Genomic DNA, 25570 nt, shown 5'->3' with positions numbered 1-25570 from the left:
TGTCGACGATAGCGGGGCCCACCGACGTCTCGGGCGGTGCGGGTCACCTCGAGTCGTCGGCGCTCGTACAGTCTTCACACAGGGACGACGAGTCCGCGACGGGAAGAAGTGCCACGAGCGCATCGAGCACTCGCGACGACATCAGGGCTTTGGATCCGTGTTCGAGAGCCGTCTCGGTCCCGTCCGCGGACAGAATCCACCCGTCGTTGACATCCATCTCGAAGGCTTTACCCTCTCCGACTGCATTCACAACCAGGAGATCGCACTTCTTGCGTGCCAACTTCGCGCGGGCATGGGTGAGGACGTCGCCGTGCTCGTCGCCGGTCTCGGCGGCGAAGCCGACGATCGCGAGGTCGCCCGGCAGCTCGCCGGAGTCACGGGAGGCCACAAGACCGGCCAGGATGTCCGTGTTGCGCGTCAGCGCGATGGTGTCGGGCTCGTTCGCGCCCTTCTTGATCTTGCTCGCCGCGAGGGTGGTGGGACGGAAGTCGGCGACGGCGGCGGCCATGACGACCGCGTCGACTCCGACCGCTGCCGCGGTGACGGCTGCGCGCATGTCCTCGGCGGTGCGGACCGTCTCGACTCGCACTCCCGCAGGCGGCGCGAGGTCGCTGGTGTAGCCACTGACGAGCACGACGTCGGCACCGCGTTGTGCGGCCACCCGGGCGAGGGCGTAGCCCTGCTTGCCCGAACTGCGGTTACCCAGGAAACGCACGGGATCGAGGGGTTCGCGTGTGCCGCCGGCGGAGACGACGATGCGGCGGCCCTCGAGGTCACGGGGCAGTGCATCGGGCCGTTCGAGCAGGAGTTCGGCGATACCCGCGATCTCGTCGGCCTCGGGGAGACGGCCGGGGCCGGTGTCCTTGCCGGTCAGACGACCGGATGCGGGTTCGATGACGGTGACGCCGCGCCGACGGAGCGTGGCGACGTTGTCGACCGTCGCGGGGTGCTCCCACATCTCGGTGTGCATCGCCGGGGCGAACACGACCGGGCACCGAGCGGTGAGCAGCGTGGCCGTCAGCAGATCGTCCGCGCGACCCGCCGCGGCACGTGAGAGCAGGTCGGCCGTGGCCGGAGCCACGACGACGAGGTCGGCGTTCTGGCCGAGCCGGACGTGCGGCACCTCCGGAACGTCGGCGAAGACTCCGGTGTGGACGGGATTACCCGACAGTGCTTCGAACGTGGCTATGCCTACGAACTGCAGAGCCGATTCCGTCGGTACGACGCGGACGTCGTCGCCCGCCTCGGTGAAGTGTCGGATGAGGCCGCACGCCTTGTAGGCGGCGATTCCTCCCCCGACTCCGACGACGACGTGCCGCCGCGGCCGCTGCGCTCCCACCGAGGGAGACAGGGAACTCACTCGCCTTCGACGTGCTCGAGAAGGTCGGCGTGGATCTCGCGCAGGGCGATGGACAACGGCTTCTCCTGCAGACCCGGCTCGACGAGGGGTCCGACGTACTCGAGGATTCCGTCACCGAGCTGGTTGTAGTAGTCGTTGATCTGACGCGCGCGCTTGGCTGCGTAGATAACCAGTGCGTACTTCGACGACGTGCGCTCGAGCAGCTCGTCGATGGGCGGGTTGGTGATGCCCAGCGGGGTGTCGTACGTCGCCACGTCGATACTGGTGAAGGAATCGGACACATTCGCCAAGGGACTACTCACAATGCTCCTGAAGATTGACCGGGGCGGATGCTCCGGACATGAAAACTGAACGACTTCCGTGGGTGACGGCCCCGAACTAAGCGTCCGGAGCGCCACCGACCAACAAGGATACCAACTCGGCGCAAGCCCGCTCGACATCGTCGTTGACGATGACCGTGTCGAACTCGCTCTGAGCCGCCAATTCCTCGCGCGCCGTCTCGAGTCTGCGCTCGATGACGTCCTGCGGTTCGGTGCCCCGTCCGGTCAGTCGACCCACCAGGGTCTCCCAGGACGGCGGTGCCATGAAGACCAGCAGCGCCTCCGGTGCTGCGGCTCGAACTGCCCGCGCACCTTGGAGATCGACCTCGAGCAGAACGGGTTCACCGGTGGCGAGAGCGTCGCGCACCGGCGCGGCGGGAGTGCCGCTGCGATGCAGTCCGCGATGGATCTCGGCCCACTCGAGCAGCTCTCCGTCGGCGATCATGCGATCGAACTCGGCGGAGTCGACGAACCGGTAGTCCCGGCCATGGATTTCACCGGGTCGGGGTGCGCGTGTCGTCGCCGACACGCTGAAGTACAGATCGGGAAGCTGCTCGCGCACCTTCGCGACCACACTGGACTTACCGACGGCGGAAGGGCCGGCCAGTACTACCAGCCGACCCCTCCTGAACGACGTGTTGTCGCTCGACACTGCCGTCGACTCGTTATCTGTCGACACGGTCCTCGTCAGGCTTCGAAATCGAACCTGGCGAGAAGCGCCTTGCGCTGACGGTCGCCCAAGCCACGCAGGCGGCGCGTCGGCGCGATCTCGAGCTCGGTCATGATCTCCTGAGCCTTGACCTTGCCAACCTTCGGCAGGGCCTCGAGCAGTGCGGACACCTTCATCTTGCCGAGAATCTCGTCCGTCTCGGCATCCTTGAGTACCTGCTTCAGGTCGGTGCCGCCGCGCTTGAGGCGCTCCTTGAGCTCAGCCCTGGCACGACGTGCAGCTGCCGCCTTCTGCAAAGCAGCAGCGCGCTGCTCGTCGGTCAACTGGGGAAGGGCCACGGTTCCTCCGTCTCGTCGGTGAATCTCTTGTGCGTTCGTGCTGCGCCACGGTGTGGCATGCATCACTTGTTCTGGTGGATCCAGTCACTGCCACCGGATTGACCAGCGGCGATAGCGACCGTACCCGTCGGAGGGCGCCGATTGCGAACCCGCCCCCCGCGGCCGTGTCGGTCCGGCGGTGGGCTAGGCGAGCGCGTCCTCGACCTGCTCGCGCACCCGTCTCGCCGCGTCCCGCAATTCCGCGACGTCGGGTCCGTGCCGAAGCACGTCGCGGGAAGAGTTGGGCAACAACAACTCTGACGATCCGCCGAACAAGCCCGGCAATTCCGCCGCCGTCGCCCCCTGGGCGCCGAGACCCGGCGCCAGAATCGGCCCCGAAAAATTCTCGAGATCGAGCCCGTGTCCGCGTGTCGCGCCGACCACGAGGCCCATGACGTCGTCGTTCAGGCGGGTGTTCACCACCACGGCCTCGTCCACGACGGACTGCCCGACGCTGGCTCCGCCGTCCGTGACGGCCCGTTGCAGGCCCGCGCCGTCGGGATTGGACGTCCGCGCGAGCACGAACAGCCCGCAGCCGTGCTCAGCAGCCTGCTCCACGAACGGGGACAGCGCACCGACCCCGAGGTAGGGCGAGACCGTGACTGCGTCCGACGCGAGAGGTGACGACGGTTCGAGCCATGCCCGCGCGTATGCCTCGGAGGTACTGCCGATGTCGCCGCGCTTGGCGTCGGCGATCACCAGCACACCCGCCGAGCGCAGATCGGCGATCGTGCGCTCGAGAACGGCGAATCCGCCGGACCCGAACCGCTCGAAGAACGCCACCTGCGGCTTGACGACGCCGATGTCGTCGGCGAACGCCTCCACGCAGATCCGTGAGAATCGCTCGAGCCCGTCGACCGAGTCGTCGAGACCCCACGAGTCGAGCATCGCTGCGTGCGGATCGATGCCGACGCACAGTCGGCCTCGCGCCCGGACGGCGGCCGTCAGACGCGAACGCCAGACGCCGCCGACGGGCGTCGCCGAGGTCACCGGGCCGTGACCGGCTCGGTCGTCGCCGACGGTCCGGTCCCGGCGCGCTCGTACGTCGACAGAGTCCGATGCAGGTCCTGCAACGACTGCACACCGATGTCGCCCCGGATGCTCGCCTCGATGCCCTGCACCGCGGCCGCGGCGCCCTGCACGGTGGTGATGCACGGGATGTTGCGCGCCACCGCGGCACTGCGGATCTCGTAGCCGTCGACGCGGGGCCCGGAGTTGCCGAACGGTGTGTTGAACACCATGTCCACCTCGCCCTCGCGGATGAGATCGACGATGGTGCGCTCGCCCTCGGCCAGCACGTCCGAGTGCTTGCGCACGACGTCGCTACGGATGCCGTTGCGCCGCAGCATTTCTGCGGTGCCCTCGGTCGCGAGGATCCGGAAACCCAGATCCGCGAGTCGCTTGACGGGGAACACCATCGACCGCTTGTCGCGGTTGGCGATCGAGACGAAGATCGACCCCGTCGTCGGCAGCGAGCCGTAGGCGGCGGTCTGTGACTTCGCGAACGCGGTACCGAAGTCGGCGTCGATACCCATGACCTCGCCGGTCGACTTCATCTCCGGGCTGAGCAGGGTGTCGACACCGCTGCCGTCGGCCTTGCGGAACCGGTTGAACGGCAGCACCGCTTCCTTGACGGCCACGGGAGCGTCGAACGAGGAGTGCCCGCCGTCGCCCGTCGCAGGCAGCACACCGTCGGCACGCAGTTCGGCGATGGTCGCTCCCAGCGCGATGCGCGCGGCAGCCTTGGCCAGCGGCACCGCCGTCGCCTTGGAGACGAACGGGACCGTTCGGCTGGCGCGCGGGTTGGCCTCGAGCACGTACAGGATGTCGTCCTTGAGCGCGTACTGGACGTTCAGGAGTCCGCGGACGCCGATGCCGAACGCCAGCGCCTCCGTCGAGCGGCGGACCGCGTCGATGTCGGTCCGACCCAGCGTGATCGGCGGTAGTGCGCACGCCGAGTCGCCGGAGTGGATGCCGGCCTCCTCGATGTGCTCCATGACTCCGCCGAGGTACACCTCGGTGCCGTCGCACAGCGCATCCACGTCGATCTCGATGGCGTCCTCGAGGAACCGGTCCACCAGGACCGGGTGCTCGGGTGTCAGCTCGGTGGCACGCGAGATGTAGTCGTCCAGCGACGCCTCGTCGTAGACGATCTCCATGCCGCGCCCACCCAGGACGTACGACGGGCGGACCAGCACCGGGTAGCCGATCTCACCGGCGATGCGCTTGGCGCCCTCGAAGGTGGTGGCGGTACCGAACTTCGGCGCGGGAAGCCCCGCCGCGACGAGGACCTCGCCGAAGGCCTTGCGGTCCTCGGCCAGGTCGATCGCCTCGGGCGACGTTCCGACGATGGGCACACCGGCGTCCTGCAGGCGCTGCGCGAGACCCAGCGGGGTCTGACCGCCCAACTGGCACAGCACGCCGACGACTCCCGGTCCGCCCTCGCCGGACTCCTTCTCCGCGAGATAGACCTCGAGCACGTCCTCGAACGTCAGGGGCTCGAAGTACAGACGGTCGGCAGTGTCGTAGTCGGTGGAGACGGTCTCGGGATTGCAGTTGACCATGACGGTCTCGAACCCGGCCGCGGACAGTGTCGTCGCAGCGTGGACGCACGAGTAGTCGAACTCGATGCCCTGTCCGATGCGGTTGGGGCCCGAGCCGAGGATGAGCACCTTGCCGCGCTCGGTCTGCGGCGCCACCTCAGACTCGGCGCCGGGATCGAGCTCGTACGTCGAGTAGTGGTACGGCGTCCTGGCCTCGAACTCGGCTGCGCAGGTGTCGACGGTCTTGAACACGGGCCGCACGCCCAGGCGGTGCCGCAGCGACCGCACGCCGTCCTCACCGGCCAGCTCGGGACGCAGTGCGGCGATCTGTCCGTCGGACAGTCCGGAGTGCTTGGCGCGGCGGAGCAGGTTCTCGTCCAGAACAGGGGCGTCGAGCAGGCGACCTCGCAGCTCGACCAGACCGGCGATCTCGTCGACGAACCAGGGGTCGATCCCTGACGCGGCGGCGACCTCCTCGACGGTGCCGCCGAGGCGCAGGGCCAGTTCCGCGTCGTAGATGCGTCCCTCGGTCGGAACCTTCAGATCGGCGAGCACGGCGTCGAGATCGCGCGCGCGATCCCCCGCCAGCACGTCGTCCGACAGTGTCCAGAAGCCGGCGGCCTTGGTCTCGAGGGACCGGAGAACCTTGCCGAGCGCCTCGGAGAAGTTGCGGCCCAGGCTCATCGCCTCACCGACCGACTTCATGGTGGTGGTCAGCGTGGGGTCCGCGCCGGGGAACTTCTCGAAGGCGAAGCGGGGCGCCTTGACGACGACGTAGTCCAGCGTGGGTTCGAAGCATGCCGGAGTCTCGCCCGTGATGTCGTTGACGATCTCGTCGAGCGAGTAGCCGACGGCCAACTTCGCCGCGATCTTCGCGATCGGGAAGCCGGTGGCCTTCGACGCGAGGGCGCTGGACCGGGAGACACGCGGGTTCATCTCGATGACGATCAGGCGACCGTCCTTCGGGTCGATCGCGAACTGGATGTTGCAGCCACCCGTGTCCACCCCGACCTCGCGGAGAATGGCGATGCCGAGGTCGCGCATCGTCTGGTACTCGCGGTCGGTGAGCGTCATGGCCGGCGCGACAGTCATCGAGTCGCCGGTGTGCACGCCCATGGGATCGACGTTCTCGATGGAGCAGACGATGACGACGTTGTCGCGGTTGTCGCGCATCAGCTCGAGTTCGAATTCCTTCCATCCGTAGATGGACTCCTCGATGAGCACGTTGGCCGAAGGCGACGCCGCGAGGCCGCCGCCGGCGAGGCGGTCGAGATCCTCCGTCGTGTACGCCATGCCGGAACCGAGACCGCCCATGGTGAAGCTGGGGCGGATGACGACGGGGAGGCCGAGTTCGGCGACGGTGTCGTGAACCTCGTCCATCGTGTAGCAGACGCGCGAGCGTGCGCTCTCGCCGCCGACCTTCGCGACGATGTCCTTGAACTTCTGCCGGTCCTCGCCGCGCTGGATGGCCTCGAAGTCGGCGCCGATGAGCTCGACGTCGTACTTCTCGAGGATTCCCTGCTCGTGCAACGCGACCGCACAGTTCAGTGCGGTCTGTCCGCCGAGAGTCGCGAGGACGGCGTCGATCGGGTGACCTTCCGCCTTCTCCTTCGCGATGACCTTCTCCACGAATTCCGCGGTGATGGGCTCGACGTAGGTGGCGTCCGCGAATTCCGGGTCGGTCATGATCGTCGCGGGATTGGAGTTCACGAGGCTGACTCGCAGCCCCTCCTCGCGCAGCACGCGGCAGGCCTGGGTGCCCGAGTAGTCGAACTCGCAGGCCTGGCCGATGACGATGGGTCCCGATCCGATGACCAGGATGTGCTGGAGGTCTGTGCGCCGTGGCATTACTGGCCGGCTTTCTTGTCGAGGAGCTGCAGGAAACGGTCGAAGAGGTACTCGGCGTCGTGCGGACCGGCCGCGGCCTCCGGGTGGTACTGCACCGAGAAGGCCGAGTCGTCGAGCAGGCGGACACCTTCGACGACGCCGTCGTTGGCGCACGTGTGGCTGACCACGGCGCGTCCGAACGGGGTGTCGAACTCCTCCCCTGCCTCGCCTTCGAGCGCGAAGCCGTGGTTCTGCGCGGTGATCGAGATGCGACCGGTGCCGTGTTCGATCACCGGGATGTTCATGCCGCGGTGTCCGAAGGTCATCTTGTAGGTGCTGCGGCCGAGGGCGCGACCGAGGATCTGGTTGCCGAAGCAGATACCGAACAGCGGCGTTCCGTCTCCCAGCACCTGCTCGGTGAGCCGCACGACGGAGTCGGCGGTCGCGGGGTCACCCGGCCCGTTGGACAGGAACACCCCGTCCGCACCGAGCGCGCGCACCCGATCGATGTCGGCGTCCGCCGGAACGACGTGCACACGGATACCGCGCTGGGCGAACATTCTGGGGGTGTTGGACTTGATGCCGAGGTCGACGGCGACGACGGAGTAGCGCGCCTCGCCCACCGGCTCGACGGTGTACCCGGTGTCGGTACTGACCTCGCCGGCGAGGTCGGCGCCCGCCATGCTCGGCTGGTCGCGCACCGTCGCGACGAGGGAGTCGACGTCGGTGAGGGCGTCACCGGAGAAGATGCCCGCTTTCATCGACCCGCGGGTGCGGAGATGGCGCACCACGGCGCGGGTGTCGATCTCGGCGATGCCGACGACGTTCTGTCGGTCCATCTCGTCGCCGAGGGTTCCGCTGGACCGCCAGCTCGAGCTGCGTCGACTGACGTCCCGGATCGCGAATCCGGCGACCCAGATCTTCGAGTCGTCGGCCTCTCCTGTCGGTCCGACGGACTCGTTGTCCTCGCCGTTCCACCCCGTGTTGCCGATCTGCGGCGCGGTGGCCACGACGATCTGCCGGTGGTAGCTGGGGTCGGTCAGTGTCTCCTGGTAGCCGGTCATCCCGGTGCAGAACACGGCCTCGCCCAGGGTGGAACCCCGGGACCCGAACGCGGTTCCGCGGAAGACCCGCCCGTCCTCGAGGACCAATGCCGCAGCGTCCTGAGTGCTCACGCGGTCTCCTTCTCGTCTTCGCTGCTGAAAGTGGTGTCGTCGACCCAGTCGGGGTAGACGGATTTGTCGTCGGCTCGGAAGCCGGTGTCGATCTCGGTGCCGGTGGGCAGTTCCCATCGCACGACCAGCAGGCCGTCCTTGGTCATGACCTTCCCGGCCAGCCCGCGCTCGGTGCGTACCGCCCGCAGGGCGTCCTGCGGCATCCAGATGTCGGTCTCCCCGTGACGTTCGAGCAGGATGCCCGTCTCGTACCGCGTGAGGGTTCCGGTGGCGCGATGGCCGATGTCACCGACGGCGATGCGGTTCTGCCAGCTCGGAGCCAGCGTCGAGCCGACATAGAGGCCGGTGCAGGACGCCACGCGAACGTCGCCGAGGGCGTCCGGTGCGCTCGGAAGCTCACCGATCGCGTCGCTCTGACGCTTCTGGCGGTTTCTCCACCCCCACAGGATGAGGGCGATCATCGCGGCCCAGAACACCAGGAATCCGGCGACCAGCAACACTCTGTCCATCTAGTTCACGCCTCCTGAAGGAGCAGCGGCGACACCGTCGCGGCTGGTGATGCGGCCACGCAACAGGGTTGCGGTGACCTTGGCAGGCAGTTCGAGTGCCTCGAACGGAGTGTTCGACGACAACGACGCCAGGGCGCGCGAGTCGACCGTCCACCGGACGTCGGGATCGACGACGGTCAGGTTGGCCGGCTCCCCCACGGCGATGGGCCGGCCCTGATCGGTCAGTCCCACGATCTCCGCGGGACGCTCGCTCATGACCCTCGCAACGCCGCGCCAGTCGAGCAGACCGGTCTCGACCATCGTCGATGCCACGATGGACAACGCCGTCTCGAGTCCGAGCATGCCCGGGCGTGCCTGCGAGAATTCGCAGCACTTGTCCTGCTCCGCATGCGGCGCATGGTCCGTGGCGACGCAATCGACGACACCCGAGGCCAAGGCCCTGCGCAGCGCCTCGACATCGCTGCTCTCGCGCAGCGGAGGGTTAACCTTGTTCACCGCGTCGTACGTCTCGAGGCGGGAGTCGTCGAGGAACAGGTGATGCGGGGTGACCTCGGCGGTGATCGAGATTCCCTGCTTCTTCGCCCAGTCGAGAAGTTCGACGGTGCCGGCGGTGGACGCGTGGCAGATGTGGACGCGCGCTCGCGCATCACGAGCCAGGATGGCGTCGCGCGCGACGATGGATTCCTCCGCCGAGCGAGGCCACCCGGCCAGTCCCAGCCGCGCGGCGGTCGGACCCTCGTGTGCGACAGCGCCTTCGGTGAGTCGAGGTTCCTCCGCATGCTGCGCGATGAGCACGCCCAGGCCGGCCGAGTACTCGAGCGCACGCCGCATGAGCAGCGGATCCGCGACGCAGTGCCCGTCGTCGGAGAACATGCGCACGGCGCCGACCCCGGCGTTCATGGTCGCCATCTCCGCGAGGGCCGTGCCTTTCAGCCCCACCGTCACGGCACCGACCGGGTGCACGTCGACGAGGCCGACTTCCTGTCCGCGTCGCCAGACGTGGTCGGTGACGACGACCGAATCCGCTACCGGCGACGTGTTCGCCATCGCGAAGATGGCGGTGTATCCACCGAGAGCTGCTGCCGCGGAACCGGTCTCGATCGTCTCGGTGTCCTCGCGTCCCGGTTCACGGACGTGCGTGTGCAGGTCGACGAAGCCCGGCAGGAGAACTCCCCCACCGCCCTCGACCACCTCGGCGTCGTCGGGTGCGGACAGATCGGCACCGATGGTGTCGACGATTCCGTCGGTGATCAGCACGTCGACGGGCTCACCCTCGCCGTACGGGCGCACTCCCCGGATGATCACGGAGCCGCTCATCACGACACCCCCGATGCGGTCGGGCCCGAGAGGTCGGACCCGATGAGGAGACGGAACAGCACGGCCATGCGCACGTGGACTCCATTCTGGACTTGTTGCAGGACAGCGGTTTCCGACGCATCGGCGACGGAGAAACCGATCTCCATCCCGCGCAGCATCGGACCCGGGTGCAGCACCACCGCGTGGCTCGGGAGCATGTCGAACCGCTTCTGGGACAACCCGTAGCCGATGGAGTACTCGCGAGCGGACGGGAAGAAACCGCCGTTCATCCGCTCGGCCTGAACCCGCAGCATCATGACGGCGTCGAGGGCGGGAAGTTCGGCGTCGAGTGACGACGCGACCGTCACGGGCCACGTCTCGATGCCGACCGGCAGCAGAGTCCTCGGCGCGACCACGATGACGTCCGCGCCCAGCGTCGCCAACAGGAAGGCGTTGGACCGTGCGACGCGGCTGTGCAGCACGTCGCCGACAATCGCGATGCGACGCCCCTCGATCCCGCCGAGACGCTGGCGCAGGGTCAACGCGTCCAGCAGTGCTTGTGTCGGATGTTCGTGGGTGCCGTCACCGGCGTTGATCACGGCCGGTCCGGAACCGTCGGGAAGCGCGGTCCACTGCGCGATGCGATGTGCCGCACCCGACGCGGGATGGCGGACGATCAGAGCATCCGCACCCGCCGCGCGCAGCGTCAACGCCGTGTCCCGCAGAGATTCGCCCTTGGACGCCGACGAACTGCTCGCGCTGACGTTGATGACGTCCGCACTCATCCACTTGCCCGCGACCTCGAAGGACACGCGTGTACGTGTCGAGTTCTCGTAGAAGACGGTCATCACCGTCTTGCCGCGCAACGTCGGCAGCTTGCGGACGTCGCGTCCCAGCAGCGCCTGTTCGAACCGCTCCGCCTCGTCGAGGATGTCGGTCGCATCGCTGCGACTCAGATCCATCGTCGACAACAGGTGCCTCGTGGTCACGAGATCTGCACCCCGTCTCGGCCGTCGTGCTCGTCGAGCAGTACCGACACGTCCTCGGTGCGCGCCGTCGGTACGTTCTTGCCGACGTAATCTGCGCGCAGCGGGAGCTCGCGATGGCCACGGTCGATCAACACGGCCAGTTGGACAGCGCGGGGACGACCGAGGTCGCGGAGCGCATCCAGCGCGGCGCGGACCGAGCGACCCGAGAACAGGACGTCGTCGACGATCACGACGAGGGCGCCGTCGACACCCGTATCGGGAACGGACGTGCGTTCGAGGGCACGGTGCGGCTTGCTCCGCAGGTCGTCGCGGTAGAGCGTGATGTCGAGGGATCCGACCGGAGGACGGGTTCCGGAGAACTCCTCGATCCGATCCGCCAACCGCGTGGCGAGGATGGATCCGCGTGTCGGAATGCCGATCAACACCAGAGGCGCGGCGTCGGGCGAGCCGTACGCGGTCTTCTCGATGATCTGATGGGCCATCCGGGCAATCGTGCGGCCGACATCTGCCGACGACAACAGTTCCCGGGGCTGGGGTGGGGTACCTGGCTCGTCTGAGGACACGAGAGTGGGTGACCTCCTTCTCCGCCTCACTGGACGGATCGTTAAAGGAAATCTGGCGCGATCAGCATAGCAATGCGACCGGCCCTCGAATCAGCTCGAGGTGGCCGGCCGGGCGTCGTCGTCCGTGGTATCCGTCACGTCGTCGGTCGTGACCGCAGCCCGCTCGGAGGCGGGCCTGGCTGCGGCGGCGGCACGGACCTGCGGAGCCACGAGCACGATCTGGCCGAGAACACCGTTCACGAAGGACGGCGAGTCGTCGGTGGACAGCTGCTTGGCCAGTTCGACGGCTTCGTCCACCGCGACGACCGGGGGCACATCGGTAGCGTTGAGCAGCTCCCACACCGCGACCCGCAGAATCGCGCGGTCGACGGCGGGAAGCCTCGCCAGCGTCCACTGATGCAGGTGATCACCGATCACCGAGTCGACACGGTCGAGGTTCTCCGCGACACCCGTGACCAGCGTCGTGGTGTAGGCGTTGACCGGGGCCACCGTCTCCTCGTGAGCGGAGAGCTCGCTCCGTTCGGTCGCCAGAGTCACGGGATCGAGATCCCGCGCCTCGGCCTCGAACAGGAAGTCGACAGCGCGCTTACGTGCCTTGTGACGCGCGCCCAGTTTCTTCGTCGCCGGCTTGCCCGCGCCCGCGTACCGGTCCGGAGTACCAGCAGTCTCGCTCACTCAGGAATTCACGCGCCCGAGGTAGTTGCCGTCACGCGAGTCGACCTTCAGCTTGTCGCCGGTGTTGATGAACAGCGGGACGTTGATCTCGGCGCCGGTCTCGAGCGTTGCCGGCTTGGTGCCACCGGTGGAGCGGTCTCCCTGCAGGCCCGGGTCCGTGTGCTGCACGATCAGCTCGACGGTGACGGGGAGCTCGACGTAGAGCGGCACGCCCTCGTGCATCGCGACCTGCACCTTCATGTTCTCGAGCAGGAAACGCGAGACCTCGCCGATGGTGGCCTCGGCCACCGAGATCTGATCGAACGTGTCGCCGTCCATGAACACGAAGTCGGTGCCGTCGTGGTACAGGTACGTCATGTCGCGTCGGTCGACCGTCGCGGTCTCGACCTTCACGCCCGCATTGAACGTCTTGTCGACGACCTTGCCGGACGTCACGTTCTTGAGCTTGGTGCGCACGAAGGCCGGACCCTTGCCGGGCTTGACGTGCTGGAACTCGATGATGGACCACAGCTGGTTCTCGATGCTGAGCACAAGACCGTTCTTGAAATCACTGGTGGAAGCCACTTGCTTCGCGTCTCCTCTGTCATGTCGGTTGTGCGTGTCGTTCGTTGAAGTTCCCGCGAGGCCCCGCGAGAGGCCTACAGAACGGTGAACTCTTTGCCGGTGAGTGTGAGCAACTCCGGCTCGCCCTCTCGGACGATGAGCGTGTCCTCGATCCGTACGCCTCCGCGACCGGAGAAGTACACGCCGGGCTCGACCGTCACCGCTGCACCGCAGAGCAGTGTACCGGTGGATGTCGCACCGATACCCGGCGCTTCGTGGATCTCGAGCCCCACGCCGTGGCCGAGGCCGTGCAGGAACTTGTCGCCGTGGCCGGCCGCGACGATCACGGACCGCGCCGCTCCGTCGACGGCCTGCACGTCGGCGCCCGGCGCGACAGCGTCACGTCCGGCCGCCTGGGAGCGGGCGACCAGGTCGTACAGCTCACGCTGCCACTCCGCGGGCTCGCCCAGAACGTAGGTCCGCGTCATGTCCGAGTGGTACCCGTCCACGGTCGCACCGAAGTCGAGTTTCACCAGATCGCCCTGCTCCAGGACGGCCCGCGTCGGACGGTGATGGGGCACCGCCGAGTTGGCGCCGGCCGCGACGATCGTCTCGAAGGAGATGGCGTCCGCACCGAGTTCGATCATCAGGAACTCGAGATCGGTCGCGACCTGCTTCTCCGTACGTCCCGCCGAGATACCGCCGCGTTCGATCAGGGCTGCCAGAGCCGCGTCGGCAACGCCGCAGGCAGCACGCAGCGAGTCGATCTCCGACTCGTCCTTGACCACCCGCAGCTTCTCCACCAGTCGCGGAATCCGACGCAGCTCGATGCCCGCCGCCGCGTCCGTCCACGACTGGTGCTCGTCCACGGACACCACGTGCGACTCGAAACCGACGGTGAGCGCGCGGTCCCCCGCGGCCCGACCGTCCAGAGCGTCCTGCAGCAGACGGGTCGGCCCGGCCCGATCGATGACGGCCCGGAGATCGGGCACCTGCTCGCCGATCTGGGTGACGTATCGACCGTCGGTGCACAGGACGGTCCTCGACTCGTCCGACGCCGAATCGTGCGTGTCGATCAGAAGAGAGGCGTTACTGCCGGTGAACCCCGTCAGGTACCGGATGTTCAGCAGATCGGTCACCAGCAGCGCGTCGACCTCGCGCTCGCGGACCAGTTCGCGAAGGGCATCGCGTCGTGCGACGCGGTCGGTAGAAGACATCCTTCGAACTTACTGACCGATCACCGTCTCGCCCGGAGCGCCCCGCGGGAGACGAATATGTGGGCAGACACACATGGCCGCGGCGGTGGTGATTACTGTGTGCAGCATGACTGGGTGGGTTGTACGTGGTGTGGGGATGGCGCTGGTTCATGTGGTGGCGCGAGTGCTGCTGGCGCTGGCGGTGAGCTCATGGCCGTCGCAGGGATCCGTTCTGCGGATGATCACGCTGGTCGCGGTCGTTCTCATTGCCTTCGTGTGGGGCGGAATCGACGGCATTTCCTCGCACCGGCGCGGTGAGGACGGCGACAACCGCACCGACTTCACCATGCTGTGGCTGAAGGCCTCCATCGTCGCGGGCCTTCTCGCCGGGCTGGTCTCGTGGCTCTTCACCGCCGTCGCGAACATCGCGGTGAGCAGCAACACCATCTTCTTCGAACTGACGTCCGGGGCCGCCTTCACCATCCTGCTGGTCTTCGTTCCGGCCGTCATCGCGGTCACCATCGGCCGCTGGCTCGCGGGCCGCGGGGACAAGAAGTCCGAGAACCTGCGCCCCGGCAAGACGGAGAAGTCCGACGACAGCCGTGACCGTGTCGGCGCGGGCGCCCCTGCCGGTGCGGCGAACCGTCGCGGTGAGTCCGATGCCGACACCGAGGTCTTCGCGCCCGTCGGCGACCAGCGTTCGTCCTCGCAGGGGCCCAGCCTGTCGAAGGGCGACCAGCAGCGATCTGCGTGGCAGGAACCCAGCTAGAGCGTGCAGAACGAGACACCCCGACCGGCATTCCGGTCGGGGTGTCTTTCTGTTCGGGGTCTGTGGATCAGCGAGTCCGTGGATCGGCGGGTCAGAGGAAGACCGAGGCGGTGGACGGACCGTCCTCGCGAGCGATCGCCGAGTAGGCCGCGGCCAGCAACGCCGGGTCCGGCCCCTCGAGGCGTCCCGGCTTGGCCAGGTCGTCCAGCACGACGAAGCGCAGCAGACCGTTCCGGTTCTTCTTGTCCGTCTGCATTCCCGACAGGAGATGGGAGAACGCGTCCGGGTCGTACGTCACCGGCAGACCCACGGACTGCAGGACCGTCCGGTGGCGGTCGGCGACGGCGTCCGACAGTCGGCCCGCGAGTCGGCCGAGTTCGGCGGCGAACACCAGACCCACCGACACCGCGGCACCGTGACGCCACTTGTACTTCTCACGGCGCTCGATCGCGTGCCCCAACGTGTGGCCGTAGTTCAGGATCTCGCGCAGATTCGATTCACGCAGGTCCGCCGCGACGACGCGCGCCTTCACCTCGATCGATCGACGGATCAGCTCCGGCAGGACATCGCCCTTCGGATCGAGCGCCGCTGCCGGATCGGCCTCGATCAGGTCGAGGATCACCGGATCCGCGATGAACCCCGTCTTGATCACCTCGGCCAGCCCCGCGACGATCTCGTTGTGGGGCACCGTTTCCAGCGTCACCAGATCGACCAGGACGGCGGCCGGTTCGTGGAACGACCCGACCAGGTTCTTGCCCGCGTCGGTGTTGATGCCGGTCTTTCCACCCACCGCGGCATCGACCATCGCCAGCAGCGTCGTCGGCACGTGGACGATGCGCACTCCGCGCATCCAGGTCGCGGCCACGAACCCCGCGAGGTCCGTCGCGGCGCCGCCGCCCAGGCTGACCACGGCGTCACTGCGGGTGAGGCCGATACGCCCCAGCACTTCCCAGCAGAAGCCGGCCACCGCGAGGTCCTTGCCGTCCTCCGCGTCCGGGATCTCGATGCGATGGGCGTCGATACCCTTGTCCGCCAATGCCGCCCGGACCGCCTCGGCGGTTTCGGCGAGCGGCGGCTGATGGAAGATGGCAACGGTCCGGGTGCCGTCGAGTTGTTCGACCAACTCGGTCAGCAGACCGCGGCCGATGATCACCGGATACGGGTTCGCCGTCCGGACATCGATGCGTACGGGTTCTGTCACGAGCGCTTCTCCTCGGTTGATGGCGGGTCGTGCGGGGGGCGGGATCCGGTCGGTCGGGCCGCACTCGGCGGTGGCGTCCGAGGATCCGTCGGAATCGGTCGACCACCCTTGCGCCTGATCCGACGGCGCGGCGTCGAGCGGGTGGGCGGGGTGGGTGCGGTATCCGCACGGTCCACCGACGACACACCGAGACGACCCAGCACGGTGGTGACGACGCGGGCCGGGCTGCGACCGTCGGTCCGGATGCGATGCGTAGCCACCGCCCGGTACAACGGCCGACGGATGCGCATCAGTTCTCGGTACTTCGCACGGGGATCCGCACCCGCGAGAAGCGGACGCGTCGCGGAGGCAGTGGTGGCTCCGGTCCGCCTCAGGCCCTCGCCGATGCTGATCTCGAGGTACACCACGGTGTGCCCCCGTAGTGCGTCGCGGGTCCGCGACGACAGGATGGCGCCTCCACCGAGCGACACGATGCCCGGGTACGACCTCAGCGCCTCGATGACGACTCGTTCCTCGATCGCACGGAACTCCGCCTCGCCGTCTTCGGCGAAGATCTGCGGGATGGTACGGCCGGTCTCACGTTCGATCGCGACATCGGTGTCGTAGACATCGGTGCCCAGCGCGCGCGCCAACCGACGGCCGATGGTGGATTTTCCGGCACCCGGCGGACCGATCAGGACAGCCCGCGGCACGACAGGCTGCCCGGCCTCCCCGGGAACATCCGGCCGGCCTCCGGCCTCCCCGGTCATCGGGGTGGTCGAGCGTGCGCGTTCTCGATGTAGCGAGCGACGTTGCCGGCGGTCTCGGAGACGGAGTCGCCACCGAACTTCTCCAGCGTGGCCCGGGCGAGCACGAGCGCGACCATGGTCTCGGCGACCACACCGGCAGCGGGGACAGCGCACACGTCGCTGCGCTGGTGGATGGCCACCGCGCCCTCGCCTGTCGACATGTCGACCGTCGACAGGGCACGCGGCACCGTCGAGATGGGCTTCATCGCCGCACGGACACGCAAGGGGGCGCCGTTGGTCATGCCACCCTCGATACCGCCCGCACGGTTGGTGCTGCGGACGATGCCGTCGGGTCCGGGCAGGATCTCGTCGTGGGCCGCGCTGCCGCGGCGGCGGGCGGTCTCGAAGCCGTCGCCGACCTCGACGCCCTTGATGGCCTGGATGCCCATCAGCGCTGCCGCGAGCTGGGCGTCGAGCTTGCTGTCACCGCTGACGAAGGATCCGAGTCCGACGGGCAGACCGTGGACGACGACCTCGACGATGCCGCCGAGGGTGTCGCCGTCACGCTTCGCCGCTTCGATCTCGGAGATCATCGACTGCTCGGCCACCGCGTCGAATGCGCGGACCGGGCTGGCGTCGATCGCCTCGAGGTCACCGGCGGACGGCTCCGGCCCCTCGTACGGGTCGGAGGCACCGATGGAGATGACGTGGGAGAGAACGTCGACGCCGAGCACCTGCTTGAGGAACTGTCGCGCGACCGTACCCACGGCGACACGCGCAGCCGTCTCACGGGCACTGGCCCGCTCGAGGACCGGACGTGCATCGTCGAAGCCGTACTTGAGCATTCCCGAGTAGTCCGCGTGACCGGGGCGAGGACGGGTGAGCGGAGCGTTACGCGCCAGGTCTGCGAGGACAGCAGGGTCGACGGGATCCGCGGCCATCACCGTCTCCCACTTGGGCCACTCGGTGTTGCCGATCTCGATGGCGACCGGGCCACCCAACGTCGACCCGTGGCGGACACCACCGATGACGGTGACCTTGTCGGCCTCGAACTTCATCCGCGCACCGCGGCCGTAGCCCAGGCGTCGACGTGCGAGCTGAGCTCCTATGTCCTCGGAGGTCACCTCGACTCCGGCCACCATGCCCTCGATGATCGACACCAGGGCAGGGCCGTGAGATTCTCCGGCAGTGATCCATCGCAGCACGGCTCGATCTTTTCACGAGCCGACGCTCACCCACGCCACCAGGGTCGCCGCGCACATCGACGGGCCGTGCGGAACAGCACGATCGACGGGGCCCGACGAGCCTCGGCCGGCTCCGGAACCGGCAACCCCCAGCACTGCGGTAGCCGGGGGCGCCAGCATTGCGGCCGCCGACCAGCTGCTGCCCCCGGCCGACGCCGCGAACGCACCCAGTGGGAGGGCGAGTTTGACGTCGCCGAATCCGACGCCGCCTCTGCTCACCAGATACACCGCGACGTACATCGCGACCAGTAGTCCACCTCCGACCAGCGCCGCGACGAAGAATCCGTCCCACACCGCAGCGGCCAGAACGGCCCCGGCGCCGGTCAGCGTCAGCATGTCGGGCAGCCGGCGGCACGAGTAGTCGACGAGCGAGAGGCAGACGCACCAGTAGCCGATCGCGGCGAACGCGTCACCGGATCGCACGACGCAGGCGACGGCGAACACCGCAGCGCAAGCCACCGCACACACCAACGCCGCCGCTTTGCCGGCCGACCCGATCCACTGCGCGACGACGGTCGGAGCGAACCAGCCCGCCCCGAAGCCGATCAGTGCGACACACGCGACAGTCATCGGGCGACTATCGCACGAGCGATCCGGTGAACCACCTCGCCGAGAGGGTGCCTGTGGATAACTCGCGAGTGGTGTTTCTGCTCCCCTCGCACGAGGTTTCGGCGGGATCCCGCGCAGCACTGCCCCGAGAGGAGCGGAAACGCCACAGGTCGGACTACCGCCGGTCCGTCCGTCAGACAGCCGCTGCGAGCGCCTCCGCCATGTCCCGACGAGGTGCCGGCATTCCGGTGAACTGTTCCACCTGACCGAACGCCTGGTTCAGCAACATCGACAGACCCCCGACCACGACTCCCCCGGCGCGCGTGACGGCGTCGGCAAGCGGGGTCGGCCACGGGTCGTAGATCGCGTCCAGCAGGAGCGGCGCCGCGGACAACGCCTCGGCGAAGGGCGCCGCGCCGTCCGCGGGAACCGTGGACACCACGGCAGCGCAGTCCGACACGGCGGTGGAGATCGCCGACGCGTCGAAGCCGACCCACACGACGTCGAGTCCTACGGCGTGACCGCACTCGATCGCACCCTGTGCCCTGCTCTCGTCGCGGGCGATCACCCGCACCGACCGGGCTCCGAGCGACGCCAACGCCACCAATGCCGGCCTGGCCGTTCCACCGGCGCCGACCACGACCGCGGTCCGGCCGGTCAGGTCCGTCAGACCGGCGTCGGCGAGTGCTCCGGTGACACCGTCGACATCGGTGCAGTCCGCCCGCCACCCGGACGGACTACGGACGAGCGTGTTCGCCGATCCGACGATCTCTGCTCGTTCCGTGCGTTCCGTGGCGAACTCGAGGGCGGCGAACTTGTTCGGCATCGTCACCGACAACCCCACCCATTCGGGACCGAGACCGCTCACCAGGCCGGGGAGCTGCTCGGCGGTGCACTCGATCCGGTCGTAGGTCCATCCCGACAGGCCGAGTGCCGCATAGGCCGCTCCGTGCAGGATCGGCGACTTCGAATGCTCGATCGGCGATCCCAGGACCGCCGCACGGCGATCGTCCGAGGTCAACGGCCGCTGTCGAGGAATCCGCCCTCGACCTTCGTGATGTTGTCCAGGTGCACCTGGTAATCGTCCGTGAACAGCGTTTCCCCCGCCGCGTTGATGGTGACGAAGTAGAGCCAGTTCCCGGCCTCGGGCGCTTCCGCTGCCTGCACTGCTCCCACACCGGGCGAGCAGATCGGCGTCGCCGGCAGGCCTTCCTTGGCATAGGTGTTCCACGGCGTGACGCGCGCACGGTCGTCGTCCGTCGTGGCCACCTCGGTGGTGTCCAGCGAGTAGTTGACGGTGGAGTCGAACTCGAGACGCTGGCCGATGGCGAGGCGGTTCAGGATGACCCTGGCGACCTTCGCGAAGTCCTGGGGCAGCGCTTCGCGCTCGATCAACGACGACGCGACCAGCACCTGGTACGGATCGAGACCCGATGTCGCACCGGCGTCGAGAAGGCCGGTGTCCTCGTACACGGTGGCGCTCTCGGACACCAGCTGACGGATGATGTCGGTGGGCGACGCACTAGGATCGAAGTTGAACGTGCCCGCGGCGATGAGGCCCTCGAGCTGACGGTCCCGATCCGGGACCTGGCGGACCGCGTCGGTGGCCCAGTCGGCGACACCGAGTGCCGACGGGTCCTCACCGGCTCCGGCGAGGTTCAGGTCGTCGTAGCTCACACACGGAATACCTTCTCCGACAGCACAACTGGCCTCGGAGATCAGCGTGTAGATGCCTTTGCGGAGCGCACCGGTGTTGACGTCGGTCGAGTCGTGGAGCTGTCGACCCTCCGCGATCTGGATCTGACCGACGCGGGAGGTCGGATCGACGAGCGTGGCGACGGCGTCGGCCGCGGTCATCTGGGATTGCAGCCGATAGAAGCCGGGCTGGACGGCGTTCATGGCCGTGTTCTGCACGGCGGCTTCGTAGAACGCGGCGGAACTGGCCGTCACGTCCTTGTCCGCCATCGCGGTCGAGATCTCCTGAGCTGTGTCGCCGGGGTTGACCTCGACGACGACTGCGGCGCCACCGGGGCCCGGATAGTCCTCGGCCTGCGCGGCGTCACCGCCGAACACCTTCGACACTCCCCACACCCCTCCCACGGCGACGAGCCCTAGGAGCACCACGGCTCCGAGGACCCCGATGATGCGCGAACGACGCTTGCGGTTGCGTGCAGCACGGTCGCGACGAGAGTCGGCGCGACTGGCACCGCCCGCCTCGGCTACGCGGCTGGGACGCGCGCGCCCCGAGCCTGTGCGGCCGCGACCCGCATCGCCGAGCGGCGTCCGCCGGAGATCGTCCACCGGGAGGTCGAGCTGATCGGTGTCCCACTCGTCTCGCCGTCCTCGACGATGCGGGCGATCGTGATCGCTCACTGCGTCGACTCCGGACCACTGCTGCGTTGCTCGGGCACCGTTGCCCCTCCCTCGTTCACACCGTCGTCGTTCCGCGCCTGCGTCAGAACACGACGACGTTCGTCGAGCCATCCTTGCAGGATCGCGACTGCCGCCGCCTGGTCGATCATCGACCGTTGGTCCTTTGCGCGGACTCCGCTGTCGCGAAGACCACGCGCGGCACTCACGGTAGTCAAACGTTCGTCGGACAGGCGCACCGGCACCGACGGCAGCGCACGCTGCAGGACTCGGGCAAACCGGACGGCCAGCTTCGCTGCGGCCCCCCGTTCTCCGCGCAGCGTCCGCGGCAGCCCGACGATGATCTCGACGGCCTCGTACTCCTCGGCCAACGCCACGATGCGCTGCACGTCGTCGGAATCGGAGTGCGTCTTCGGCGAGCGAGCCACGGTCTCGACCGGGGTCGCCATGGTTCCGTCGGGGTCGCAGGACGCGACACCTACTCGGACGGACCCCACGTCGACCGCCAATCGACGGCCGCGACCGGGGTCGTCCGCGCCGGGGCGATCGGGTTCGTCACCCGTCACCGTCAGGAGTCCCCGGCGATCTCGGTGACCCGGGCCGTCAGTGCCTCGATCGCCGCGGGGATGCCCGACGCGTCCGACCCTGCGCCCTGCGCGGTGTCCGCTTTGCCACCTCCGCGCCCACCGATGCTGGGCCCGAAGGCAGCCACCAACTTCCCGGCCTCGATGCCGAGTTCCTGAGCCGCCTTGGTCGCCGAGACGACGAACGGAACCTTGCCGTCGGTGTCCCCGAACAGCGCGATCAGCGCCGGTTGCGTTCCGAAACGCCCGCGGACGTCAGCGACGAGGGTGCGCAGATCGGCGGCACTCACGCCGGCGGGCGCGGGTTCCGCGACGACCAGCACCGAGCCGATGCGTCGGGCCTTGTCGACGAAGGAACCGGCCGACGAGAGGACCGCCGCCGCGCGGGTCGCGTCGAGCTCCTTCTCGGCGACACGTAGTCGTTCGACGAGTGTCTCGATGCGGGCGGGCACCTCCTCGGTGGGCACCTTGAGGGACGAGGCGATGCCGGCGAGAAGCGCACGTTCCTTGGCCAGGTACTTGTAGGAGTCGAGGCCGACGAAGGCCTCGACCCGCCGCACACCGGATCCGACGGACGATTCACCGAGGATGGTGACCGGGCCGATCTGCGACGAGTGCTGCACGTGGGTACCGCCGCACAGCTCCATCGAGAACGGACCGCCGATCTCCACGACGCGTACCTCGTCGCCGTAGTTCTCCCCGAAGAGCGCCATCGCGCCCATGGCTTTGGCGTCGTCGAGGTCGGTGACGAACGTGTTCACCGCGAAGTCCGCACCGACGGCGTCGTTGGTGACGGCTTCGATGTCGCTGCGCTGCGACTCCGACAGTGCGCCCTGGTAGGTGAAGTCGAACCGCAGGTAGCCCGGCTTGTTGAGCGATCCGGCCTGGACGGCGTTGGGGCCGAGGATCTGCCGGAGCGCGCCGTGCACCATGTGCGTTCCTGAGTGACCCTGGGTTGCGCCGCGGCGCCACTGCTGATCGACGTGCGCGACGACGACGTCACCCTCGGTGAGCTGACCCTCGTCGACGGTCACCTTGTGCACCCAGACGGTCTTCGCGATCTTCTGCACGTCGCCGACGGTGACGGAAACGCCGGGCGCGGTGAGAGTTCCGATGTCCGCGAGCTGGCCACCCGACTCCGCGTACAGCGGACTGCGATCGAGGATGACCTCGACCTTCTCCCCCGCTGCTGCGGTCGGTACCCGGACTCCCCCGGAGATGATCGCGAGAATCGTTGCCTCGGAGTCGAGTTCGTCGAAGCCGGTGAACTCCGTGGGGCCGCGGTCGACGAATTCCTTGTACACCGACAGGTCGGTGTGTGCGTGCTTGCGCGCCTGGGCGTCGGCCTTCGCGCGGTTGCGCTGCTCCGCCATGAGCGTGCGGAACCCGGCCTCGTCCACCTCGAGGCCGGCTTCCGACGCCATCTCCAGCGTGAGGTCGATGGGGAATCCGTAGGTGTCGTGCAGGACGAAGGCCTCGTCGCCCCCGATCCTGGTGCCACCCGACGCTGTGACGGCCTGAGCGGCGTTCTCGAACAGTCGCGATCCCGAGCTCAGAGTCGACAGGAATGCCCGCTCCTCGCCCACCGCGACGGACTCGATGCGATCGAAGTCGGCGACGAGTTCGGGGTACGACTCGGCCATCGTGTCCCGGACGACGGTGACGAACCGCGCCATCGACGGGTCCTCCGCGCCCAGCAGCCGTGCGCTGCGGACGATTCGCCGCAGCAATCGGCGCAGCACGTAGCCGCGACCGTCGTTACCGGGAGTAACGCCGTCGGCGATGAGCATGACGGCGGTGCGGGCGTGGTCGGCGATCACGCGGAAACGGACGTCCGCCTCGTGGTTCTCTCCGTATCGACGCCCGGACAGCGCTTCCGCCTCGGTGATGACGGGCCGCACGAGGTCGGTTTCGTAGACGTTGTCGACGTCTTGCAGCAGGAAGGCGACGCGCTCGACACCCATACCGGTGTCGATGTTCTTGCGCGGCAGCGGTCCGAGGATCTCGAAGTCGTCCTTGCTCGTGCCCTGGCCGCGCTCGTTCTGCATGAAGACGAGGTTCCAGATCTCGATGTAGCGGTCCTCGTCCGCCTCGGGGCCACCCTCCTTGCCGAATTCGGGGCCGCGGTCGTAGTAGATCTCCGAGCAGGGGCCGCACGGGCCGGGGATTCCCATCGACCAGTAGTTGTCCGCCATGCCGCGCCGCTGGATCCGCTCCTCCGGCAGTCCGGCGACGTCCTTCCAGATCTGGATCGCCTCGTCGTCGTCGAGATAGGCGGTGGCCCAGATGCGTTCGGGGTCGAAGCCGTATCCGCCGTCCTCCACGGAGGAGGTGAGCAGCGTCCAGGCGAAGCCGATGACCTCGCGCTTGAAGTAGTCACCGAACGAGAAATTGCCGGCCATCTGGAAGAACGTGTTGTGACGCGTCGTCACGCCGACGTTCTCGATGTCGCCGGTCCGCACACACTTCTGGACGCTCGTCGCGCGGGAGAACGGCGGCGTGCGCTGGCCGAGGAAGTAGGGCACGAACTGGACCATGCCGGCATTGATGAACAGCAGATTCGGGTCGTCGAGAACCAGGGAAGCACTGGGCACGGGGGTGTGTCCCAGCTTCTCGAAATGGTCGAGGAAACGACGGCGGATCTCGTGTGTCTGCACGGATGCACCCTATCGCGCGGGAGACGTGCGATCGGGTACGCCTCGTCAGGAACCCGACGGTCGACCGCGCACGATCCGACGCAGTTTGCCCAGCCGCGTCTCGAGCTCGCGCTCGGCTCCGTGCGTCGTCGGACGGTAATAGTCGGTGCCCACCAACTCGTCCGGCGGATATTGCTGCGTCAGGACGCCACCGGGATCGTCGTGCGGGAACTTGTATCCGACGGCACTGCCCAGCGCAGCGGCACCCGCGTAGTGGCCGTCGCGCAGATGCGGCGGCACCGCACCGGCTTTCCCGGCGGCGATGTCGGCCATCGCTGCGGACAGCGCGGACGTGACCGCGCCGGACTTGGGTGCGGTGGCCAGATGAATTGTCGCCTGCGCGAGGGCGAGACGCGCCTCGGGCATGCCGATCATCTGCACCGCCTGCGCCGCGGCGGTGGCGGCCAGGAGTGCCGTCGGGTCGGCCATACCGATGTCCTCGCTCGCGTGAACCACCAGGCGCCGCGCGATGAACCGCGGGTCCTCCCCCGCGGTGATCATCCGCGCCAGGTAGTGCATCGCCGCGTCGACGTCCGAGCCTCGGATGGATTTGATGAACGCGCTGATGACGTCGTAGTGCTGGTCACCGTCACGGTCGTAGCGCACCGCCGCGCGGTCGACGCTCTTCTCGACCGTGTCGAGATCCACGGTCCCGCCGGGTCCGACCGTGTCGGTGGCCGCTTCGAGTGCCGTGAGTCCGCGCCGTGCATCGCCACCGGCGAGTCGTATCAGGTGGCCGATCGCCTCGTCCGTGACGGTTACCGAGCCTGCGAGTCCCCGCTCGTCCGCCAGGGCACGGGTGAGTAGCTCACGGATGTCGTCGTCGGTCAGAGACCGGAGTTGGAGCACCAACGATCGAGACAGCAGCGGAGACACCACCGAGAACGACGGATTCTCCGTCGTGGCCGCGACGAGGAGCACGATGCGGTTCTCCACCGCGGCGAGCAGAGCGTCCTGCTGGGTCTTGGAGAAGCGGTGCACCTCGTCGATGAACAGCACGGTCTGCTCGTCGTTCAGCAACCGCCTACGCGCCAGGTCGATCACCGCGCGCACGTCCTTGACTCCCGCCGACAACGCCGACAGTGCTTCGAACTTGCGACCCGTGGCGCCCGAGATCAGCGACGCGAGCGTGGTCTTGCCGGTCCCCGGCGGTCCGTAGAGCATGACCGACGCGGCGCCGGAGCCCTCCACCAGGCGGCGCAGTGGAGCGCCGGGTGTCAGCAGGTGGCCTTGACCCACGACCTCGTCGAGAGTGCGCGGTCGCATCCGGACCGCGAGGGGTGTGGTCGGCCCACCGACTCGTCGAACCGGAGGCGCGAGAGACTCGACAGCATCTCCGTCGTACTCGGAATCGTCGCCGAACAGGGAATCGTCGCCGGTCATGGC

The 25570-nt window shown here is 68.1% G+C and carries 23 protein-coding genes and 1 pseudogene; 1 reads left to right on the top strand and 23 read right to left on the bottom strand.

Annotation, left to right across the window (positions count from 1 at the left end; genetic code table 11):
- Positions 1 to 43: 43 nt before the first annotated feature.
- The 14 genes from coaBC to AC0IX4_RS12095 form a co-directional block, all read right to left on the bottom strand.
- Complete coding sequence (gene coaBC / locus AC0IX4_RS12160; RefSeq protein ID WP_471829096.1) at positions 44 to 1360, bottom strand: bifunctional phosphopantothenoylcysteine decarboxylase/phosphopantothenate--cysteine ligase CoaBC; 1317 nt, start codon at positions 1358 to 1360, stop codon at positions 44 to 46.
- The gene (gene rpoZ / locus AC0IX4_RS12155) at positions 1357 to 1665 is read right to left on the bottom strand and encodes a DNA-directed RNA polymerase subunit omega (RefSeq protein ID WP_056075124.1); all 309 of its coding nucleotides are present in this window, start codon (positions 1663 to 1665) and stop codon (positions 1357 to 1359) included. Before rpoZ ends, coaBC begins: the two co-directional genes overlap by 4 nt.
- Positions 1666 to 1738: 73 nt before the next feature.
- Positions 1739 to 2332 (bottom strand): guanylate kinase, encoded by a 594-nt coding sequence (gene gmk / locus AC0IX4_RS12150; protein WP_042574619.1) that lies wholly within the window; start codon positions 2330 to 2332, stop codon positions 1739 to 1741.
- A gap of 35 nt (positions 2333 to 2367) precedes the next feature.
- The gene (gene mihF / locus AC0IX4_RS12145) at positions 2368 to 2688 is read right to left on the bottom strand and encodes an integration host factor, actinobacterial type (RefSeq protein ID WP_042574620.1); all 321 of its coding nucleotides are present in this window, start codon (positions 2686 to 2688) and stop codon (positions 2368 to 2370) included.
- A gap of 183 nt (positions 2689 to 2871) precedes the next feature.
- Positions 2872 to 3717 carry an orotidine-5'-phosphate decarboxylase gene (gene pyrF, locus AC0IX4_RS12140; protein ID WP_471829095.1) on the bottom strand — a complete coding sequence of 282 codons (846 nt, stop codon included), beginning with the start codon at positions 3715 to 3717 and terminating at the stop codon, positions 2872 to 2874.
- Entirely contained in the window at positions 3714 to 7118 is a 3405-nt protein-coding gene (gene carB, locus AC0IX4_RS12135) for a carbamoyl-phosphate synthase large subunit (protein WP_042574622.1), read from the bottom strand. The genes pyrF and carB overlap by 4 nt, the downstream gene beginning before the upstream one ends.
- Positions 7118 to 8272 carry a glutamine-hydrolyzing carbamoyl-phosphate synthase small subunit gene (carA, locus tag AC0IX4_RS12130; RefSeq protein WP_471829093.1) on the bottom strand — a complete coding sequence of 385 codons (1155 nt, stop codon included), beginning with the start codon at positions 8270 to 8272 and terminating at the stop codon, positions 7118 to 7120. The genes carB and carA overlap by 1 nt, the downstream gene beginning before the upstream one ends.
- Complete coding sequence (locus tag AC0IX4_RS12125; RefSeq protein WP_471829092.1) at positions 8269 to 8781, bottom strand: PH-like domain-containing protein; 513 nt, start codon at positions 8779 to 8781, stop codon at positions 8269 to 8271. The genes carA and AC0IX4_RS12125 overlap by 4 nt, the downstream gene beginning before the upstream one ends.
- Complete coding sequence (locus AC0IX4_RS12120; protein ID WP_471829090.1) at positions 8782 to 10098, bottom strand: dihydroorotase; 1317 nt, start codon at positions 10096 to 10098, stop codon at positions 8782 to 8784.
- On the bottom strand, positions 10098 to 11066 hold the full coding sequence (locus AC0IX4_RS12115) for an aspartate carbamoyltransferase catalytic subunit (protein ID WP_471829089.1): 969 nt from the start codon (positions 11064 to 11066) through the stop codon (positions 10098 to 10100). Before AC0IX4_RS12115 ends, AC0IX4_RS12120 begins: the two co-directional genes overlap by 1 nt.
- Positions 11063 to 11629: a bifunctional pyr operon transcriptional regulator/uracil phosphoribosyltransferase PyrR gene (gene pyrR / locus AC0IX4_RS12110; protein ID WP_471829087.1), complete on the bottom strand. Its 567-nt coding sequence runs from the start codon at positions 11627 to 11629 to the stop codon at positions 11063 to 11065. Before pyrR ends, AC0IX4_RS12115 begins: the two co-directional genes overlap by 4 nt.
- A 90-nt stretch (positions 11630 to 11719) precedes the next feature.
- Positions 11720 to 12304, bottom strand: a complete 585-nt coding sequence (nusB, locus tag AC0IX4_RS12105) for a transcription antitermination factor NusB (RefSeq protein WP_471829086.1) — start codon at positions 12302 to 12304, stop codon at positions 11720 to 11722.
- Positions 12305 to 12868 carry an elongation factor P gene (efp, locus tag AC0IX4_RS12100; RefSeq protein ID WP_042574628.1) on the bottom strand — a complete coding sequence of 188 codons (564 nt, stop codon included), beginning with the start codon at positions 12866 to 12868 and terminating at the stop codon, positions 12305 to 12307. It lies immediately after the preceding gene.
- Between the two features lie 74 nt (positions 12869 to 12942).
- The gene (locus AC0IX4_RS12095; RefSeq protein WP_471829084.1) at positions 12943 to 14064 is read right to left on the bottom strand and encodes a M24 family metallopeptidase; all 1122 of its coding nucleotides are present in this window, start codon (positions 14062 to 14064) and stop codon (positions 12943 to 12945) included.
- Positions 14065 to 14170: 106 nt separating this feature from the next.
- Between AC0IX4_RS12095 and AC0IX4_RS12090 the strand changes: the two genes are divergently transcribed.
- Complete coding sequence (locus AC0IX4_RS12090) at positions 14171 to 14812, top strand: B-4DMT family transporter (RefSeq protein ID WP_042574649.1); 642 nt, start codon at positions 14171 to 14173, stop codon at positions 14810 to 14812.
- A gap of 91 nt (positions 14813 to 14903) precedes the next feature.
- On the opposite strand, the gene aroB is transcribed toward AC0IX4_RS12090, so the two are convergent.
- From aroB to AC0IX4_RS12045, 9 genes and pseudogenes are all read right to left on the bottom strand, one after another.
- Positions 14904 to 16013, bottom strand: a complete 1110-nt coding sequence (aroB, locus tag AC0IX4_RS12085; protein WP_042574630.1) for a 3-dehydroquinate synthase — start codon at positions 16011 to 16013, stop codon at positions 14904 to 14906.
- Positions 16014 to 16201: 188 nt separating this feature from the next.
- Positions 16202 to 16762: pseudogene (locus AC0IX4_RS12080) on the bottom strand (shikimate kinase); the annotation flags it as partial.
- Positions 16759 to 17946, bottom strand: coding sequence for a chorismate synthase (gene aroC, locus AC0IX4_RS12075; protein ID WP_042574631.1), 1188 nt, complete (start codon positions 17944 to 17946; stop codon positions 16759 to 16761). The pseudogene AC0IX4_RS12080 and the gene aroC, both read right to left, overlap by 4 nt.
- 12 nt (positions 17947 to 17958) lie before the next feature.
- Entirely contained in the window at positions 17959 to 18555 is a 597-nt protein-coding gene (locus AC0IX4_RS12070) for a prepilin peptidase (RefSeq protein ID WP_471829082.1), read from the bottom strand.
- Positions 18556 to 18727: 172 nt separating this feature from the next.
- On the bottom strand, positions 18728 to 19555 hold the full coding sequence (locus tag AC0IX4_RS12065) for a shikimate dehydrogenase (protein WP_471829080.1): 828 nt from the start codon (positions 19553 to 19555) through the stop codon (positions 18728 to 18730).
- Positions 19552 to 20907 carry an endolytic transglycosylase MltG gene (locus AC0IX4_RS12060; protein ID WP_471829078.1) on the bottom strand — a complete coding sequence of 452 codons (1356 nt, stop codon included), beginning with the start codon at positions 20905 to 20907 and terminating at the stop codon, positions 19552 to 19554. Before AC0IX4_RS12060 ends, AC0IX4_RS12065 begins: the two co-directional genes overlap by 4 nt.
- On the bottom strand, positions 20904 to 21476 hold the full coding sequence (gene ruvX / locus AC0IX4_RS12055; protein ID WP_471829316.1) for a Holliday junction resolvase RuvX: 573 nt from the start codon (positions 21474 to 21476) through the stop codon (positions 20904 to 20906). The genes AC0IX4_RS12060 and ruvX overlap by 4 nt, the downstream gene beginning before the upstream one ends.
- Complete coding sequence (gene alaS / locus AC0IX4_RS12050) at positions 21473 to 24145, bottom strand: alanine--tRNA ligase (protein ID WP_471829076.1); 2673 nt, start codon at positions 24143 to 24145, stop codon at positions 21473 to 21475. Before alaS ends, ruvX begins: the two co-directional genes overlap by 4 nt.
- Before the next feature lie 45 nt (positions 24146 to 24190).
- Complete coding sequence (locus AC0IX4_RS12045; protein ID WP_471829074.1) at positions 24191 to 25567, bottom strand: replication-associated recombination protein A; 1377 nt, start codon at positions 25565 to 25567, stop codon at positions 24191 to 24193.
- Positions 25568 to 25570: the final 3 nt, after the last annotated feature.

Source organism: Rhodococcus sp. AC861, assembly GCF_979256035.1.
The sequence above is the reverse complement of the archived record's forward strand: the minus strand, read 5'-3'. Positions and strand labels throughout refer to the sequence as shown.